17 protein-coding genes are annotated in these 17110 nt (G+C 68.7%); 13 read left to right on the forward strand and 4 right to left on the reverse strand.

Features of this window, described 5'->3' with window-relative positions:
• Positions 1 to 33: 33 nt before the first annotated feature.
• The 5 genes from AB0K21_RS30070 to AB0K21_RS30090 all read left to right on the forward strand — a co-directional run bounded on the left by AB0K21_RS30070 (position 34) and on the right by AB0K21_RS30090 (position 4483).
• Positions 34 to 780 (forward strand): alpha/beta hydrolase, encoded by a 747-nt coding sequence (locus AB0K21_RS30070; protein WP_343980572.1) that lies wholly within the window; start codon positions 34 to 36, stop codon positions 778 to 780.
• A 225-nt stretch (positions 781 to 1005) separates the two neighbouring features.
• Positions 1006 to 1893, forward strand: coding sequence for an ABC transporter ATP-binding protein (locus tag AB0K21_RS30075; RefSeq protein ID WP_364155068.1), 888 nt, complete (start codon positions 1006 to 1008; stop codon positions 1891 to 1893).
• Positions 1893 to 2618 (forward strand): ABC transporter permease, encoded by a 726-nt coding sequence (locus tag AB0K21_RS30080; RefSeq protein ID WP_343980566.1) that lies wholly within the window; start codon positions 1893 to 1895, stop codon positions 2616 to 2618. Before AB0K21_RS30075 ends, AB0K21_RS30080 begins: the two co-directional genes overlap by 1 nt.
• A 31-nt stretch (positions 2619 to 2649) precedes the next feature.
• Complete coding sequence (locus AB0K21_RS30085) at positions 2650 to 3810, forward strand: histidine kinase (RefSeq protein WP_364155070.1); 1161 nt, start codon at positions 2650 to 2652, stop codon at positions 3808 to 3810.
• Positions 3811 to 3877: 67 nt separating this feature from the next.
• Complete coding sequence (locus AB0K21_RS30090; RefSeq protein ID WP_343980559.1) at positions 3878 to 4483, forward strand: response regulator transcription factor; 606 nt, start codon at positions 3878 to 3880, stop codon at positions 4481 to 4483.
• A 25-nt stretch (positions 4484 to 4508) separates the two neighbouring features.
• Here AB0K21_RS30090 and AB0K21_RS30095 read toward each other — a convergent pair whose 3' ends face one another.
• Positions 4509 to 5363 carry a GDSL-type esterase/lipase family protein gene (locus AB0K21_RS30095; RefSeq protein ID WP_343980556.1) on the reverse strand — a complete coding sequence of 285 codons (855 nt, stop codon included), beginning with the start codon at positions 5361 to 5363 and terminating at the stop codon, positions 4509 to 4511.
• Positions 5364 to 5542: 179 nt separating this feature from the next.
• Between AB0K21_RS30095 and AB0K21_RS30100 the strand changes: the two genes are divergently transcribed.
• The gene (locus tag AB0K21_RS30100; protein WP_343980554.1) at positions 5543 to 6772 is read left to right on the forward strand and encodes an isochorismate synthase; all 1230 of its coding nucleotides are present in this window, start codon (positions 5543 to 5545) and stop codon (positions 6770 to 6772) included.
• Positions 6773 to 6948: 176 nt separating this feature from the next.
• Entirely contained in the window at positions 6949 to 7503 is a 555-nt protein-coding gene (locus AB0K21_RS30105) for a GNAT family N-acetyltransferase (RefSeq protein ID WP_343980551.1), read from the forward strand.
• Between the two features lie 147 nt (positions 7504 to 7650).
• Here AB0K21_RS30105 and AB0K21_RS30110 read toward each other — a convergent pair whose 3' ends face one another.
• A complete protein-coding gene (locus AB0K21_RS30110) occupies positions 7651 to 8388 on the reverse strand; it encodes a GntR family transcriptional regulator (protein WP_343980548.1) in 738 nt (245 codons plus the stop codon).
• A gap of 183 nt (positions 8389 to 8571) precedes the next feature.
• Between AB0K21_RS30110 and AB0K21_RS30115 the strand changes: the two genes are divergently transcribed.
• From AB0K21_RS30115 to AB0K21_RS30140, 6 genes are all read left to right on the forward strand, one after another.
• Positions 8572 to 9396 (forward strand): ABC transporter ATP-binding protein, encoded by an 825-nt coding sequence (locus AB0K21_RS30115; protein WP_343980545.1) that lies wholly within the window; start codon positions 8572 to 8574, stop codon positions 9394 to 9396.
• Between the two features lie 92 nt (positions 9397 to 9488).
• Complete coding sequence (locus AB0K21_RS30120) at positions 9489 to 10214, forward strand: ABC transporter permease (protein ID WP_343980542.1); 726 nt, start codon at positions 9489 to 9491, stop codon at positions 10212 to 10214.
• A complete protein-coding gene (locus tag AB0K21_RS30125; RefSeq protein ID WP_343980539.1) occupies positions 10211 to 12391 on the forward strand; it encodes an arylsulfatase in 2181 nt (726 codons plus the stop codon). Before AB0K21_RS30120 ends, AB0K21_RS30125 begins: the two co-directional genes overlap by 4 nt.
• Positions 12388 to 13365, forward strand: a complete 978-nt coding sequence (locus AB0K21_RS30130; RefSeq protein WP_343980536.1) for a formylglycine-generating enzyme family protein — start codon at positions 12388 to 12390, stop codon at positions 13363 to 13365. Before AB0K21_RS30125 ends, AB0K21_RS30130 begins: the two co-directional genes overlap by 4 nt.
• Before the next feature lie 118 nt (positions 13366 to 13483).
• Positions 13484 to 14410 (forward strand): ABC transporter substrate-binding protein, encoded by a 927-nt coding sequence (locus tag AB0K21_RS30135; RefSeq protein ID WP_343980533.1) that lies wholly within the window; start codon positions 13484 to 13486, stop codon positions 14408 to 14410.
• A 246-nt stretch (positions 14411 to 14656) separates the two neighbouring features.
• A complete protein-coding gene (locus AB0K21_RS30140; protein ID WP_343980530.1) occupies positions 14657 to 15997 on the forward strand; it encodes a sulfatase-like hydrolase/transferase in 1341 nt (446 codons plus the stop codon).
• Positions 15998 to 16209: 212 nt separating this feature from the next.
• Here AB0K21_RS30140 and AB0K21_RS30145 read toward each other — a convergent pair whose 3' ends face one another.
• On the reverse strand, positions 16210 to 16326 hold the full coding sequence (locus AB0K21_RS30145; RefSeq protein ID WP_343980527.1) for a histidine kinase: 117 nt from the start codon (positions 16324 to 16326) through the stop codon (positions 16210 to 16212).
• 109 nt (positions 16327 to 16435) lie between these two features.
• On the reverse strand, positions 16436 to 17071 hold the full coding sequence (locus AB0K21_RS30150) for a DedA family protein (protein ID WP_343980524.1): 636 nt from the start codon (positions 17069 to 17071) through the stop codon (positions 16436 to 16438).
• Between the last annotated feature and the right edge of the window lie 39 nt (positions 17072 to 17110).

The following is a 17110-nucleotide window of genomic DNA, read 5'->3' on the forward strand; positions in this document are numbered from 1 at the left end:
GGTGAGACCAGGCGAACGAAGGAGAGCTGAGATATGAGCACTTACCTGCTGGTTCCCGGTTTCTGGCTGGGCGCGTGGGCCTGGGAGAAGGTAACCCGGCCGCTGCGCGAGGCCGGGCACGAGGTCCACCCGGTCACGCTCACCGGGCTCGGCGACAGAGCGCATCTGGCGGGCCCCGGGGTCGATCTGGAGACCCACATCCAGGACATCGTGAACACCGTCGTCTTCGCGGACCTGAGCGAGGTGATCCTCGTCGCCCACAGCGGGGCCGGCGCGCCGGTCACCGGCGCGGCCGACCGGATTCCCGAGCGCGTCGCCCGGATCGTCTACCTCGACGGCGGTCCGCTGGCCGACGGCATGACCCAGTTGGACATCAACGAGCCCGAGTGGCGGGCGTTCATCGAGAAGCGGGTCGCCGAGCGGGGCGACGGGGTGGGTTACCCGCTCATCTCCTGGGAGGAGCAGGAGCAGGCCGGGGCCAGCCTGGAGGGGCTGGGCGAGGCCGAGCGCGAATGGTTCACCTCCCGCGCGACCCCCCAGCCGTACGGGACGATGACCCGGCCCCTGGTGCTCAAGGGCGGCGCGGACGCGCTGCCCAAGACGCTCATCGCGTGCTCGTTCCCGCTGGAGCAGGTGCACGCCATGATCGACGCCGGTCACCCGGCCTTCGCGGCGCTCGCCGGACCCGAGTGGAGCTTCGCGGCGGTGCCCACCGGCCACTGGCCGATGTTCTCCAGGCCGGAGGAGACCGCGGCCGCGCTCGCCGCGCTGGCGGTCTGAGACGAAAGCCCGACCGGGCGGGGGGAACGGGAAAGGGCAGGCGAGGCTGAGAGCGGCCGGCCTGCCCCGCCCGATGCCCCCACCACAGGGTCCACCGGGGCCTCCACGCTGTGATTCCGGTGACGGGCCGGGAACTCCGCGAGCACCGAGGGGTGACATTTGTCCCGGGCAGTCCTGGATCGATGGATCTACCTGGGATCCTGCGCCCTCCGTAACGTCTTTCGCATGACGAATAACGCGGTGTCACTCAATAACGTGACCAAACGTTTCGGGGCGGTACGCGCCGTGGACGACCTCAGCCTCGACATCCCCGCCGGACAGACCGTCGCCCTGCTCGGTCCCAACGGCGCGGGCAAGTCGACCGGTATCCGGTTGCTGCTCGGGCTGCTGGCCGCCGACTCCGGGACGGTACGCGTGTTCGGGGGCGCCCCGGAGACCGCGATCCGGAGCGGACGGCTGGCGGCGATGCCTCAGGAGGGCGGCCTGGTCTCCCGGACCACGGTCGGTGAGCTGCTCGGCTTCGTCTCCGGGACCTACCGGGCGCCGCTCCCGCTACGGGAGGTGATGGCCGTCGCGGGGCTGGAGGAGCTGGCCGGCCGCAGGGTGGAGCGGCTCTCCGGCGGCCAGGCGCAGCGCCTCCGCTTCGCGCTGGCGCTGGCCGGGGACCCGGAGCTGATCCTGCTGGACGAGCCGACCGCGGCGCTGGACGTCCGGGCCAGGCGGGAGTTCTGGGAGAGCATGCGTGCCTTCGCCGCGCGCGGCAGGACCGTGCTGTTCTCCACCCACTACCTGGAGGAGGCCGACGAGTACGCCGACCGGGTGGTGGTGATCGACAGAGGCCGGATCGTGGCCGACGGCACCAGCCGGGAGATCAAGCGCCTGGTCTCGCTGACCACGGTCAGCGTCACCGTCTCCGCCCCGGAGACGGCCTGGCTGGAACTCCTTCCCGGGGTCACCTCCGTCGAGAGCCGTGGGGAGCGCGCTCACCTGCGCACCCGCGACGCCGACGCCACCGTGCTGGCGCTGGCCGAGGCGGGAGCCGTACGAGACCTTGAGGTGGTCCCCGCCGCGCTCGAGGACGCCTTCATCGCACTGACGGGAGCGGACGCCTGATGCTCGGCTACATCCGCCTGGAGATCGCCAGAGCCCGCCGCGACCCGGGATACGTGATCATGGGTTTCACCATGCCCGTGGTGATGTACCTGCTCTTCACCAACCTCGGCGTGGCGGGTGACGACCACGGCTGGGCCGTCCTGCACGTGATGGTCAGCATGGCCGCCTTCGGCGCGATCGGCTCGGCCTTCAACAACGGCGCCGGCATCGCCGAGGACAGGACCGCGGGCTGGCTGCGGCAGCTGCGCATCACTCCCCTGGCGCCGGTACAGGTGATCGCCGGCAAGGCGGGCACCGGGATGCTCGTGGTACTGCCCGCGATCGCCGGGGTGTGCCTGTCGGCGGCGCTGCTCAACGGGGTACGGCTGGAGATCTGGCAGTGGGCCTCGATCGTGCTGCTGCTCTGGGCGGGTTCCCTGCCCTTCACCCTGCTCGGCCTGGCCATCGGCTACCGGTTCAGCGGCCAGACCGCCGCCGTGCTCAACATCGCGGCCAACCTGGCGCTGGCTATCGTCGGAGGTCTGTGGCTGCCCGCCGAGACCTTCCCCTCCTGGCTGAAGGCGCTCGCGGAGTGGACGCCGAGTTTCGCCTACGCCGACCTGGCGCGGAAGATCGCCTTCGGTCAGGCGCCCGGGGCCGGCGTGGCACTGATCCTGACCGGCTGGCTGGTCGCCTTCGGCGTCCTGGCGGTGTACGGCTACCGCCGGGCCGGGCGCGTGGTGTGAATCGCGCGGGCCGCGTGATAGGAGTGGCCGGATGAGCGGGAAGCCGGAGGGACCGGGGGTCACCGGGCGGGAGGGGCCGCAGGGGCCGAAGAGGGCGAGACCGGAACGGCCGGGAACGGCCGGACGGAAGTGGTCGGGGAGGTTGAGAAGGCAGGGGCCCGGGGAGCTCGCCTTCTATCCGTGGCTGCTGATCGCCTACCCCCCGATCAGCGACCTCGTGGAAGGACACGTGCGGCCGGCGCTGCCGGCCGCGCTGGGCGTCGTCGGCTTCGCCGTCCTGTACGTGCTCTGCATCCGGCTGTCCTTCCGTGGCCGGCGACGAGCGGCGGCCGTGGCCCTGGCCGGGCTGCTGGTGGTGATCTTCCTGCTGCTGACGGGGCCGGCGCAGAACTGGTTCTACCTCGCACCGCTGATGACGATCGCCTGCGGGGTCGTGCTGCGCGGCAGGTCCGTCTACCTCCTCCTGACCGTCCTGACTCTCGCACTGACCGCGGTGATGTGGCATTCGGGAGCCGGCTGGGCGAGTATCTCCCTGGCCACCTGGGGAACGGCCACCGGCGGCCTGGTGGTCAGCGTCGTCCTGAAGCTCTTCTCCGTGATCACCGAGCTCCAGGAGACCCGTGAGGAGCTGGCCCGGGTCGCGGTGGCCGAGGAGCGGCTGCGGTTCTCCCGCGACCTGCACGACCTGCTCGGGCACACCCTGTCGGTGATGGTGGTCAAGGCGGAGGCCGTACGGCGGCTGGCCCCCCGCGACGCGGAGGCGGCGGCTCGGCAGGCGGCCGACATCGAGGCGGTCGGCCGGAAGGCGCTGACCGAGGTGCGGGCCGCGGTCAGCGGTTACCGGGGGCGCGGGCTGGCCGCCGAGCTGGCCTCGGCGCGCACGGTGCTGGCCGACGCGGGCATCGCCGCCACGGTCACCGTCTCCGAGGACCGCCCCGCGCCGGAGGCGGACGCCCTGCTGGGCTGGGCCGTGCGGGAGGGTGTGACCAATGTCGTCCGCCACAGCGCCGCCCGCACCTGCGAGATCACTCTGGAGGGCACGGTGCTGGAGATCCGCGACGACGGCCGGGGGGCCGGCCCGGGGGCCCTGGGCAACGGCCTGCGCGGCCTGACCGAGCGGGTCGTCGCGCTCGGCGGAACGCTGGAGGCCGGCGGAGGCGACGGCTTCGTGCTGAGGGTGACGCTCCCGTGATCGGCGCTCTTCCGCCGGGGAGGAGCCTTTCGAGATCGCTGGTTTTCCGCCGAGGAGGAACGCTTTCATGATCAGGGTGCTGCTGGCCGAGGACCAGGGCATGATGCGCAGCGCGCTGGCCCTGCTTCTCGGCCTGGAGGACGACATCGAGGTCGTCGCCACGGTCGCCGGGGGCGACGAGGTCGTGGCCGCCGCGCTGGACACACGTCCCGACATCGCCCTGCTGGACGTCGAGATGCCGGGGATCAGCGGCCTGGAAGCCGCGGCCGGCCTCCGGGACCGGCTGCCCGGCTGCCGGGTGCTGATCCTGACCACCTTCGGCAGGCCCGGCTACCTGCGCCGGGCGATGGAGGCGGGCGCCGCCGGATTCCTCGTCAAGGACGGCCCCGTCGAGGATCTCGCCGCGGCGATCCGCCGGGTCCTGGCGGGCGAGAAGGTGATCGATCCCGCGCTGGCCGCCGCCGCGCTGAGCGCCGGCGCCAGCCCGCTGACCGATCGCGAGCGGGACGTACTGGCCGCGGGGGCGGACGGCGCGACGATCGCCGACATCTCTCGGCGGCTGCACCTGTCGGAGAGCACCGTCCGCAACTACCTGTCCGCCGCGATCGGCAAGACCGGCACCCGTAACCGCATCGAGGCCGCCCGCACCGCCCGGCACAACGGCTGGCTCTGAGGACCGGCCGGTCCGGGCCGCCGGTTCAGGGGGCGAGGACGGGCACCGGTTCCTCTTCCGCGAGCCAGTCGCGCATCGCGCCGTAGGTCTTCTCCGCGATCAGCCGCTGACCCGCGGCGTTGGGGTGGAAGAAGTCCCACTTGCTGATGTGGCTCAGCGTGAACGCCTGCCTGAACACCTCGTTGCCGTCGAACCGGCAGTTCGGGCCGTACGCCGCGCAGACCCTGGCGAGTGCGGCGTTGAAACCGATCACCCGGTCGCGCACCCGGTCGCGGCGGGCCTGGTCGGCCGCCGACGTCGAGGTGGGGCGCGCCAGCATGGTGGGACAGATCCGGCCCACCTCCCAGAACCCGCGTGCCACCAGGTTGTTCCTACCGGTCTGCCAGAGCCGGCTGATGTCGGGGATGCTCGCCACGAACACCCGGGCGTCGGGCCTGCCCGCCCGCAGCAGGGCCAGCGCCCCGGCCACCCGGCTCTCGTAGACGGCCACGGGGGTCATCAGCCGCTCCTCGGACACGCAGACGTCCTGGGCGCCGATCAGGAGCGTCACGTAGTCGGCGCGGTGGCCGACCGCCTGCGTCACCTGCCCGGCCAGGTCGGCGCTGGTGGAGCCGGGGACGGCGAGGTTCACATTGTGCCCGGCGAGTGCCACGTCCAGGGCGCGTAGCCTCAGGTAGTGGCTCCTGACATCGCGGTGCTCGCCGGTCGACCAGGAACGCGAGGCGCAGGTGACGTACCACCCGCAGGCGTTGAACCCCGCGCTGATGGAGTCTCCGAGCGCCGCCATGACCACCGGCCGCCAGGGTTGCCCCACCGCTGTCGCCCCGGCCGGAACGGCTTGGGCGACCGTCAGGGCGGCCAGCCCTGTGAGTGCTGTCACAGTCCTGCGAAGCATGACACCTCCGCTGAGAGATCGCGTCTGCTTCGGATGTATCACCGCAGGCCAGGACGGCAGGTTCCGTTGACCGAGTGCCTTGGTTTTCTTGACACCGCGTGGCGGCCGTGCTGACGGGGGAACCGCCGTCGAACATGTTCAGTTTCCGGCATAGAGTGGCGGAGGTGAGTGTAGCGCTCGGATCAACCCGTCCTCTCGTGGTGCGAACCACCTCCGTCGACGACCCCGGTGACCTGTTCGCACGACTGCCGGAGACCGCGCCCTATGCCTGGGTCAGGCGCGGAGAGGGCCTCGTGGCCTGGGGCGAGGCCCTGCGTCTGGAGGTGCCGCCCGGCCCCCGGCGTTTCGACTGGGCTCGTGACCGGCTGTCGGACCTCTTCGGCGAGGCGGATGTCGCCGACGACGTGACGACCCCCGGTTCGGGCCCCGTCGCCTTCGGCTCGTTCACCTTCGACCCGGAGTCACGCGGGTCGGTCCTTCTCGTCCCCCGGACCGTCCTCGCCCGCCGCGACGGCCGCGCCTGGCTGACCACCGTCGGTGAGCAGCGGCTCGACGCCGTCACCCCGCTCCGCGACCCCGGCAGGATCCGGTACGGCGACGGCAGCCTGAGCGCGCCGGAGTGGGAGCACGCCGTGGCCCGCGCCGTCCGGCGGATCAGGTCGGGCCGGTTGGAGAAGACGGTGCTCGCCCGCGACCTGACCGCCGTCGCCGAGCGGGCGATCGACGTCCGCCTGCTGCTGGCCCGCCTGTCGGGCCGCTACCCGGAGTGCTACACCTTCTCCTGCGCCGGGCTGGTCGGCGCCACCCCCGAGCTGCTGGTCCGGCGTACCGGGGAGACCGTCGAGTCCCTGGTGCTGGCCGGCACGATCGCGCGGGGCAGCGACCGGGCGGACGACATGGCACGCGGCGCCGCCCTGTTCTCCTCGGAGAAGGACCGCTACGAGCATGCCTGCGCGGTCGCGTCGGTACGGGAGGCGCTCGACCCGCTCTGCGCCGAACTGAAGATCCCCGAGGAGCCCGAACTCCTGGTGCTCCCCAACGTCCAGCATCTGGCCAGCCCGGTGACCGGGCGGCTGTCGGCGGGGATCTCGGTCCTGGACGTGGTGGCGGCCATGCACCCGACCGCCGCCGTCGGCGGCACCCCGACCGGGGCCGCGCTCGGCGTCATCCGCGAGCTTGAGGGCATGGACCGCGCCGGATACGCCGGTCCGGTCGGTTGGATCGACGCGCGGGGGGACGGCGAGTGGGGGATCGCGCTGCGTTGCGCCCAGATCGAGGGCCCCCGGGCCAGGCTGTTCGCCGGGTGCGGCATCATGGGCGACTCCGATCCCGCGTCCGAGCTCGCCGAGGCCCAGGCCAAGCTCCGGGTGATGCAGTACGCCTTGGAGGGCTGACCAGGGCGATCACCCCTGAACGGGTAATTCCCACCCGGCTGGTCGACGGCAGCCAGATGGGCGTACCCTCACAAGGGCAACACATCGGACATTTCCGGCAAGAAAACAACACTTTCTGCTACTCGCTGTTCTCTCGTCGCCGCACGGCCGGCTCGCTCGCCGGGGAGAGGAAGACCATGGCGTTACTGACCACCGACCGCCTCACGGTACGCGACTGGAGTCCCGAGGACGCCCGCGACGCTCTGGCCATCTACGGCACACCGGAGGTCACCCGGTGGCTGTCTCCGGCGATGAACCAGCTCGACGGTGAGGGGGCCATGCGGGCCACGCTGGAGGCGTGGGAACGCAACCGTGAAACCCTGACACCCCCGCTCGGCCGCTGGGCGATCGTCCGCAACTCCGACCAGCGGATCATCGGTGGCCTCTCCCTGAGGTACCTGCCGCCCGACGAGGAGGACATCGAGATCGGCTGGCAGCTCGCCCCCGACTTCTGGGGGCACGGCTACGCCACCGAGGCCGGCCGCGCCCTGGCCGGATGGGCCTTCTCCATCGGTGCCCACGAACTCGTCGCGGTCGTGCGGGTGAACAACGAGCGCGGCGCCGGCACGGCCAGGCGCATCGGCATGCAGTGGGTCGGCGAGACGGACAAGTACTACGAGACGCGCCTCAACGTCTACCGGCTCTGGCCCAGCGACCTCACCTCGGCCCAGGAGGACGAGCTCCGGCTCTGAGCGGCGGGTGTACCGGGGCGGCCGCCGTATCCTCGATCTTCGACCGGCCGGGATCCGGCGTCGGAGGCCGAGATAGCGCAGCACGGCCAGAACACGGCGGCTGTGGCCGGCGACATGCAGCAGCCCGCCCACCTGGCGCTACAGGCGCTACAGGACAGGGGGGCGACGCTGGAACTTGATGTGGAGGATGTCGGGCCGGAACGTCGCCACGGCGTACACCGCGGTGTGCCCCCTGACCGTATAGATCGTCTGCCAGGTGCGGACCACCAGCGTCGAGGAATCGACGTCCAACAACTCGGAAGTCCTCTCGTCCGGCACCAGTGGCTCCAGGTAGGCGTCGGCATGACTCAGGGGTATACCGAGTTGCTGCGCGAAGTACGCCTGGATGTCATCGCCCACCCCCCGGGGGTCGATGGAGACTCCGTCGAGCAAGGTGGGCAGGAACTCGTGGACCCACACCACGGGGATCTCGTCGGCGAAGTAGAGCCGGTCGGTCTTCCAGACCTCGCTTTTTCGCGGGACATGCAGGGCGGTGGCGACATCGTCGTCCGCCGGCACCTTCCCGTGGGGCTGCTCGACGATGCGGCACACACGTCCGGCGGCGGTGAGCAGCGTCTCGACGGACACCAGGTCCGAGAGCGTGTACTCGATCTGCTCGGGCCGCTTCGCCATGAAGGTGCCTATGCCCCACCGGCGAACCACGAGCCCACGGACACGTAACTCCTCCAACGCCTCGCGGAGCGTGTTGCGTGAAACCCCGAGCTCGGAGGCGAGGGTCACCTCGGGGGGCAGCTTGGAGTCGGCGGGGAACCGTTCGAGCAGTTCCCGCACGAGGGCGCTCCGCTGAGTGCGCTGCACTGATCGCGTCGCAGGTTGTGATGGCATCAGGCCCACCCTTCCTTGCTTCCGGTCACACCACTACCGCCCATTCGACAGCACCGATTCTGCCGGAATGAATATTGACGAGGTAGAAGGTCCAACCTATCCTGATGGCCTTATCAGCGGCAACTTGGCGCCACCGCTCATCGGAGGCGTCGGACATGCCGGCCGGATAGGAGTTGAGCGGCGATGAACAGATCGACCGAGCGTGAAAAATCAGACACATTACCTAACACCGGTAGCCGCGAGGCACTCGCCCTTGACCGGGTCACCGTCTCCTTCACCGTCGGCGGTGACAGGATCGTCGCTCTTGACGACGTGAGTTTCGGGGTCGGGCACGGCGGGTTCCTATCGGTACTCGGCCCTTCCGGCTGCGGCAAGTCCACCACACTCCGCCTCATCGCCGACCTGCTGCGTCCCGAGGAGGGAGAGCTGAACGTCCTGGGCGACAGCCCAGGCACCGCCCGAGCGCACCGGCGCGTTGGCTTCGTGTTCCAGGACGCCACCCTGCTGCCCTGGCGGCGGGTCATCGACAACGTGCTCCTACCGACCCAGGTCGGGCCGTCGCGCGTGCGCGGCAAGCTCGGCATGTCGCCGGACGAGGCTCTCGCCGTGGTCGGGCTCACCTCCTTCGCTCAGGCCTACCCGTCCCAGCTCTCGGGAGGAATGCGGCAGCGGGTCGCCATCGCGCGGGCGCTGGTGACCAAGCCCGACATTCTCCTGATGGACGAGCCGTTCGGCGCCCTGGACGAGCTGACCCGCGACCGGCTGAATGTCCAGCTTCTGGACATCTGGCAGGCCAGCAAGACGACGATCGTCTTCGTCACGCACTCGATCCCGGAGGCCGTGTTCCTCGGGCAGCGCGTGATCCTCATGTCCTCCAGACCGGGTCGCGTCAGGGCGACGGTGGAGGTGCCTCTGCCGTACCCCCGCGAGTTGTCCTTGCGAGACAGCCCCCAGTTCACCGGCATCGTCGCCCAGTTGCGGCGCCTGCTCACCGAGGAGGAACTGTGACCGTCCAGGCGGGCACTCGTGAGCACGGCCGCCTCCAGGAAAAAAGGAGGTCGAAGAAGCGGTCACCGATCGCGCGGACTCTCGTACCGGCCATGGGCTTCGTCCTGTTTGTCGCGCTGTGGGAAGCCGTGGTTCGGGCCTTTGCCGTGCCCGTCTACCTGGTGCCGGCCCCCTCGAAGGTCTTTACCGCTTTTGTCGACAACTGGGAACTCATCTACTCCAACACCGGTCAGACCGCGCAGGAGGCCTTCCTGGGCTTCGCGATCGGAAACGCCGCGGCCATCGCGCTGGCCGTCGTCTTCGTGATGAGCCCGTTCCTCGAACGACTCACCTTTCCCATCGTGGTCGGCCTGCGCACGGTCCCGATCATCGCCATCGCGCCGATCCTCATCATCATCTTCGGCAACGACGCCACACCCAAGATTGTGATCGCGGCGTTGATCTCGTTCTTTCCGACGCTGGTCAACGCGATCGTCGGCTTCAAGAACGTCGATCCCAAAATGCTGGAGCTCATGGCGATCCTCTCGGCGCGGCCGTGGGAGACGTTCCTGCGGGTGAGGGTGTTCAGCGCCCTTCCCTTCATCTTCTCCGCACTGAAGATCGCAACAGGGAACTGCGTGCTCGGCGCCGTGGTGGGTGAGTGGATCGGCGCGGACAGGGGGCTCGGCTACCTGATCATCCAGTCGACGTTCGACTTCAACACGACACTGCTGTACGCGACGATGTTGGTCGTCTCGATACTCGCGATAATCGCCTTCGGGCTCGTCGCCGTCGCCGAGAAGCTGATCGTGCGCTGGGAGCAGGAGCCGGCGCGATGACCTTCGAGGAAGAGTTCCGCGGCGTCATCGGCACCTCCGTCACCGAGTCCACGCCGTGGTGGCCCGAGACCCCCAGCCACTCGAACCGGCCCAACATCGTGGTGATCGTCCTCGACGACACCGGATTCGCGGACCTCGGCTGTTACGGATCGGAGATCAGGACGCCCAACATCGACCGGCTCGCCTCCGACGGCCTGCGCTTCAGGAACTTCCACACCACGCCACTGTGCTCCCCGACCCGGGCGGCCCTCCTCACCGGCCGGAATTCACACAACGTCGGTATGCGGTTCCTGTCCGAGGTGGACACCGGTTTTCCCAACTGCCGTGGCCAGATCTCCGCCACCTGCGGCACGCTCGCCCAGATCCTTGACACGAACGGTTACGCGACCATGGCGGTCGGCAAGTGGCACCTCGCGCCGCTGACGGAGACCTCGCACGCCGGCCCCTTCCACAACTGGCCGTTGGGCCGGGGATTCCAGCGTTTCTACGGCTTCATGGGCGGGGTGACCGACCACTACACGCCGGAGCTCGTCCGGGACAACACACGGATACGCCGGGACTTCGGCGACGACTACCACCTGTCCGAAGACCTGACCGACGAAGCCGTACTCTTCGTACGCGAACAGACCTCACTGGCTGCCGACCGGCCATTCTTCCTCTATCTGGCCTTCGGCGCGACCCACGCGCCGTTTCAGGTGCCGGTGCACCTGGTGGAGAAGTACGACGAGGTCTTCGCGCACGGCTGGGACCGGATTCGCCTGGAACGCCTCCAGCGGCAGATCGAGCTTGGGATCGTTCCACAGGGGACGGAGCTGTCAGAGCGGCCCCAGGACATACCGGCCTGGCACGACCTCGACGACCGGCAGCGCCGCGTCGCCACCCGGCTGCAGGCGACCTACGCGGCCTTCCTCGAGCACACCGACACACAGATCGGGCGGCTGCTCGACGCACTGGGCGGATGCGGTGTTCTCGACGACACGATGATCGTGCTGTTGAGCGACAACGGTGCCAGTCACGAGGGCGGGAGCGGCGCCATGCAGGTGCTCGCCCCGTACAACGGCCTGTCGGAGGAGCTGTCCGAGTCGGAGCGCTTCCTTGAGGCGGCCGGAGGCAGGACGACCGCCCCGCACTACCCGGCAGGCTGGGCCATGGCGAGCAACACCCCCTTCCGGCGTTACAAGCAGTACGTGGACGGCGGTGGTGTCAACACGCCGCTGCTGGTCCGCTATCCCCACAGGATCGGAGACGCCGGGGCGGTGCGGACGCAGTTCGTGCACGCCATCGACATCACCCCGACGATCCTCGACGTCGTCGGCATCGACCCGCCGAGGTCGATCGCCGGTGTGCCGCAACGTCCGATGGACGGGCGGAGCGTCGCCCCCGCGCTCGACAACCCGGACGTCCCCGCAGGCCGCCGAACCCAGGCATTCGAGATGTTCGGTCACCGGGCGCTGGTGCACGAGCGATGGAAGATCGTCGCCGAGCACGTTACGGGTGAGGACTACGCCCAGGACCGGTGGCGCCTGTACGACCTCCATACCGACGTCTCGGAACACCACGACCTCGCCGCCCGGCAGCCTCGTCTCGTCGAGCAACTGGCCGCGCTCTGGTGGCGGGAGGCCGAGGCCAACGGCATCCTCCCGCTGGACGACCGTCCCATGCGCGACATGCTCAACGGCGGCCACGTCGCCCCCGCCTACCGGCGCACCCGGTGGACCCTGTACCCGCCGACCTACGTTCCCTTCGGCCTCGCCCCCAACCTGGCGAGGCGTGCCTGGAGCTGCCGGGCGGACCTGCTGGCCGGGGAGGGCGACGGGACGGTGTTCGCCCAGGGCAGCGCGCTCACCGGGCACGGGCTCGGCATCATCGACGGGATCTTGGTCTACGAGTACAACGCGCTCGGCCACCGCACCCGTGTCAGTGCCGGGATGCCCGTTCCCACCGTCCCGGCGCGAGTGGAGATCTCGTTTCGCCCCGCGCGGGAGCGGGGCGGCAGCGTCCGGCTGCTCATCGACGATGTGACCGTCGGCGAGGGACGTATCCCCCTGACGCTCGACAACGTCTCGTTCCTCGGCCTGGCCGTTGGGCGTGACAGCGCCTCGCCGGTACTCAGTGCTGGGGTGCTGGGGCGTCTGCTGCGACTGGACCTCAGACTGCTTGAGGAGCGTCCCACATGACCGGGCCCGCTGCCGCCGAGGGAATGGTCTGGATTCCCGGCGGCAGAACCATCGTGGGGTGTGACACCGCGTATCCGGAGGAAGCCCCCGCGCGCGAGGTGCTCGTGGCCGGCTTCTGGATGGACCCCTGCCCGGTGACGAACCGGCGGTTCGCCGAGTTCGTCGAGGCGACAGGTCATGTCACCGACGCGGAACGTCCGCTGGACGCGAGCGTGTACCGCGACCTGCCTCCTGACCTGCGAGCCCCCTCCTCTCTGCTGTTCACTCCCGGTGACCATCCAGTCGACCTGAACGACGCCTCGCAGTGGTGGCAGGTCGTACCGGGCGTCACCTGGTATCACCCCTCAGGGCCGGGCAGTGACATCGCCGGTGTGGAGGACCATCCGGTGGTCCACGTCACGATCGAGGACGCCCGCGCCTACGCGCGCTGGCGAGGAGCCGAGCTCGCCGGCGAGGACGAGTGGGAGCACGCCGCGCGCGGAGGTCTGCACCAGGCGCGCTACGAGTGGGGCGACGAGTTCACCCCCGGCGGGAAGTATCGGGCGAACACCTGGCAGGGCCGGTTCCCCTGGGAGAACCTCGCCGCGGACGGCTGGGTGGGGACCTCCCCCGTCGGCTCCTACCCGGCCAACCGGTACGGCCTCCACGACATGACGGGAAACGTGTGGGAGTGGACCACCAGCTGGTGGACCGCCACCCGCCGGTCAGCGAAGGCCCCGTCACCCTGCTGCGGCCCCCCGCGAGTTCCGGACGACGCGTGGGATCCCACGATGCCACAAGCCCGTATTCCACGCTTCGTCACCAAGGGCGGCTCGCACCTGTGCGCCCCCGACTACTGCCGACGCTACCGACCGGCAGCTCGCAGCCCCCAGGCCGCCGACACGTCGAGCTCACATCTCGGCTTTCGGTGCATTCTCCGTACGGCCTCTCCTTTCTTGAGAACACCCCCAGAGGACACCCATGCCGAACAATGATCTCTCCCGGCGCTCCATGCTCAAGACAGCGCTCGCAGGCGTCGCCGGACTAAGCTCAGCCACTCTGCTCGCGGGTTGCGGGCAGGACCGTCGCGACGCGGTCACACGGAACACCACCGTGCCCGGCACGAAGAATCTCTCCCTGCAGCTCGCCTGGCTCGCCAACGTCCAGTCGGCCGGCGAGATCGCGGCCGACAAACTCGGGTACTTCAAGGAGGTCGGGCTGACGGTGGCCACCCGGCCAGGTGGCCCGAACGCCAATCCGATCCCGCTGGTGGCGGGGGGAAACTCCCTGGTCGGAATCACCTACGCGCCCGCGCTGATGTTGGCGCGCAGTCAAGACATCCCCGTCCGCTGTTTCGGCGCCGCGATGCAGAAGGCGCCGCTGGCCTACTTCTCCCTGAAGAGCAGCGGCATCACCAGCGTGAGTCAGTACAAGGGCAAGAAGATCGGGGTGCAGGTCGGTGGAGAGCCCCTGCTCTCCGCGCTGCTCCGCAAGAACGGCCTGGACCTGTCGGACGTCGAACTGGTCAAGGTCGGCGCGGACACGACCCCGCTCATCACGGGGCAGGTAGACCTCTTCGCCGCCTGGGTGCTCAACCTCCAGCAACTGGCCCCCGCCAAGGAGAAGGGCCTCAACCACCAGACCCTGTGGGACAACGGCGTGCGCATCCAGTCCAACTACTACATCGCCACGGAGGAAACCCTCACCAACCGCCGAGACGAACTGGTCGCCTTCCTCGAAGCGGTCTCCAAGGGATGGGCCTACGCGATCGACAACCCACAGCAGGCGGTCGACATGGTGGCCGAGACCGCTCCCGGGCTTCAGAAGAAGCACGAGCTTGAGGAGATCAAGACCCTTCTTCCCGGCTTCCTGTACGGACCCCAGACCCAGCAGCACGGATGGGGGTGGATGGACAAGGCGCTCTGGGAGAGCGCGCTCAGCGAGTACCAACAGCTCGGTGTCCTGAAGAAGCCGGTCAGCGTCGACGAGATCGCGACCTGGGAGGTACTCAACGGCGCTACGGGGCGTGTACGGCGCTAGGAGGCGTGGTCGACTCCATCGGTGAAATTCCGAGGTATCCTCATCCGGCTTCGATGGCGGGCCTGCGACGGCATGGAGGTCCACACCACGCCAGGACAGCTCATCCGTGGTCGGCTGCTGCTCAACACCACGCCCTGACGAGCGGGAGCGAGCACGCACTCAAGGGCGGACACCTCACCGCGCCCGAAAGGCCCGCCCATAGCTGTTCTCCCCTCATCATCGATCGGATCGGAGCATGACGTGAGCATGTCTGATTTACCCGGCAAGCACATCGTGCTGTTCATCTGCGACCAGATGCAGTACATGAGACAGGGCCGTGTCGATCCGCTGGCCCGGACGCCCAACCTCGACGCGCTCGCCGACGAAGGCGTTTTCTTCGACCGGTTCTACTGCTCGAACCCACAATGTTCACCGTCTCGCATGTCCCTGCAGACAGGCCTCCACCCCCACGAGGCCGGCGTGATGGTGATCTATGGCTTCGGTGGCCATACCGGCCACCTTGGCCCCCGGCACCGCACCATCGCGCAGGTCCTCAAGGAACACGGTTACCGGACCGCCTACTTCGGTAAGAGCCACTTCGGGTACCCGCTTGAGAAGCTCGGCTACGAGAAGGGGATCGAACGCGGTGGCGGAGGTTCCCTGGCGGTCGTGGACGAGGAGATCACTCGCGACGCCACGAACTTCCTGGCGAGCTACGACGCGACGGAACCGCTCTTCCTAGTGATATCCCTCCATCAGCCGCATCCCCCCTTCGAGTCCGTCGAGCCATACATCCGGTCGTTCGACCCGGAACAGATGCCGATTCCCCCCTCCTTTGCCGACGACCTGACCGGCAGGCCCGAGTTCCAGAGAAAAAGAAGAGAGTCGCCCGGAGGAGGCGTCACCAGGCAACAGTTGCGTCTTGAAATGACGCAGTACTACTCAATGATCACCAAAGTAGACGAACTCTTTGGCAGAGTCCGCCACGCACTCGAGGGCCGCGGTCTTTGGAACGATTCGGTTATCGCGTTCACATCAGATCACGGCGACATGATGGGCGGCCACGGCTTGCGGCTGAAAGGCACATTCCCGTACGAAGAACTCTTCCGTGTTCCTCTGATCATCAAGGCGCCCGGTGTCGCGGGCGGTGCCCGCACGGCGAGCCTCGGAGTGAACGTGAGCCTGCCCCGAACTCTGATGGAACTCGCCGGGGTGGAAGTACCCGACGACTGGCCGAACCGCTCGGTCACCGATGTGGTGCTCCGGCAGGCAGAAGGTCCTGAGCAGGTCTTCATGGAGCACTACGGCGCCTACTGGGGGTGGCACCCGTTCCGGATGATCGTGACTCGTTCCTACAAGTACGTCTACTACTACGGCCCCGACGAACCCGCCGAGGAGTTGTACGACCTTCAGCATGATCCCCACGAGGAGCGCAACCTCGCCGCCGACACAACATACGAGGACCTGAAGCATCGACTCAAAGCCAAGCTTGAGTCGTGGTGGCGCACTACGGAGGGCAGGACGTTCACGTACTACGAATCAGATGAGTTCAAGCGTATCGACGCCGCGACCTTGGTCGACGACAACGAGCTTTGGGCCTTCACGTGAACCGTGTCCACCGTGGTGTCGGCCGCGCGCTCGGGTTCCTTGGCGTGCGGCCGGGTTCGGCGGTTGCTCGTCTTGATTTCGGCGGCGGCCTCCGCGGCGACGGGGGCCGCCGCGGAGAGCGCTTGGCGCTCGGAGTCGGAGCGTGCGGCAGGGGCGGCGGCTTCAGGGCTCCCAGCACCTGCTGAGCCTGATCGTGGGCCTGACGGAAAAGCTCATCGAGCAGTTCGGACGAGCGCCCCGATCAACATGGCCGGCGAGACCAGGCGCTGCTGCACGCCGTCGCGCAGGTCGCGCTCGATGCGCCTGCGCTCCTGATCGGCCGCCGCCACGATGCCCGTCCATGTCCCGGCCGGTTCGGTGCGGTCCGGCCCCGGCCGAGAGGGCCCCGAGCGCGAGGCCTGCCGACATCCGGCAGGCCCTGTTCGGCGGTTTCACGGATCAGGCGTGGTGCTTTCCCTTGCGCCTGTCGGACAGCCTGACGACCACGAAGACCAGCACGGCGAGGATCACGATGCCCAGCACGGCCTTCGAGACGATCCCCATGTAGTCCTCGACCAGCGACCAGTTCTCTCCCAGCAGGAACCCCGCCATCACGAACGCCGTGTTCCAGATGAGGCTGCCCAGGGTGGTGAGCAGGGTGAAGATGAGGATCGGCATCCGCTCGACCCCCGCCGGGATCGAGATGAGGCTCCGGAAGATGGGGATCATCCGGCCGAAGAAGACGGTCTTCCTGCCGTGCTTGGCGAACCACGCCTCGGTCTTCTCAATGTCGGAGACGCTGACCAGCGGCAGCTTGGAGGCGATGAACACCACGCGTTCGCGGCCCAGCACGGCCCCGACCCCGTACAGCGCCAGCGCGCCGATCACCGATCCCAGGGTCGTCCAGAGCACGGCGTCGAACAGCCCCATGTTCCCCTTGCTCGCGGTGAACCCGGCCAGCGGCAGGATCACCTCGCTGGGCAGCGGCGGGAACAGGTTCTCAAGTGCGATCGCCAGCCCCGCCCCTGGCGCACCCAGGGTTTCCATAAGGTTGATCGCCCATCCGGCGACTCCGTCGAGATTCGGTGAACTCATAGGGACAAGGCTACGGAGAGTTGGGTAGGGCGTGGATGA

It is taken from the genome of Streptosporangium sp. NPDC049248 (assembly GCF_040678965.1).
GTDB lineage: Bacteria > Actinomycetota > Actinomycetes > Streptosporangiales > Streptosporangiaceae > Streptosporangium > Streptosporangium fukuiense.

Coding starts and splice junctions, on each gene's coding strand:
- AB0K21_RS30070 (WP_343980572.1), top strand. CDS start 34: ATGAGCACTTACCTGCTGGTTCCCGGTTTCTGGCTGGGCGCGTGGGCC.
- AB0K21_RS30075 (WP_364155068.1), top strand. CDS start 1,006: ATGACGAATAACGCGGTGTCACTCAATAACGTGACCAAACGTTTCGGG.
- AB0K21_RS30080 (WP_343980566.1), top strand. CDS start 1,893: ATGCTCGGCTACATCCGCCTGGAGATCGCCAGAGCCCGCCGCGACCCG.
- AB0K21_RS30085 (WP_364155070.1), top strand. CDS start 2,650: ATGAGCGGGAAGCCGGAGGGACCGGGGGTCACCGGGCGGGAGGGGCCG.
- AB0K21_RS30090 (WP_343980559.1), top strand. CDS start 3,878: ATGATCAGGGTGCTGCTGGCCGAGGACCAGGGCATGATGCGCAGCGCG.
- AB0K21_RS30105 (WP_343980551.1), top strand. CDS start 6,949: ATGGCGTTACTGACCACCGACCGCCTCACGGTACGCGACTGGAGTCCC.
- AB0K21_RS30110 (WP_343980548.1), bottom strand. CDS start 8,388: ATGCCATCACAACCTGCGACGCGATCAGTGCAGCGCACTCAGCGGAGC.
- AB0K21_RS30115 (WP_343980545.1), top strand. CDS start 8,572: ATGAACAGATCGACCGAGCGTGAAAAATCAGACACATTACCTAACACC.
- AB0K21_RS30120 (WP_343980542.1), top strand. CDS start 9,489: ATGGGCTTCGTCCTGTTTGTCGCGCTGTGGGAAGCCGTGGTTCGGGCC.
- AB0K21_RS30125 (WP_343980539.1), top strand. CDS start 10,211: ATGACCTTCGAGGAAGAGTTCCGCGGCGTCATCGGCACCTCCGTCACC.
- AB0K21_RS30130 (WP_343980536.1), top strand. CDS start 12,388: ATGACCGGGCCCGCTGCCGCCGAGGGAATGGTCTGGATTCCCGGCGGC.
- AB0K21_RS30140 (WP_343980530.1), top strand. CDS start 14,657: ATGTCTGATTTACCCGGCAAGCACATCGTGCTGTTCATCTGCGACCAG.
- AB0K21_RS30150 (WP_343980524.1), bottom strand. CDS start 17,071: ATGAGTTCACCGAATCTCGACGGAGTCGCCGGATGGGCGATCAACCTT.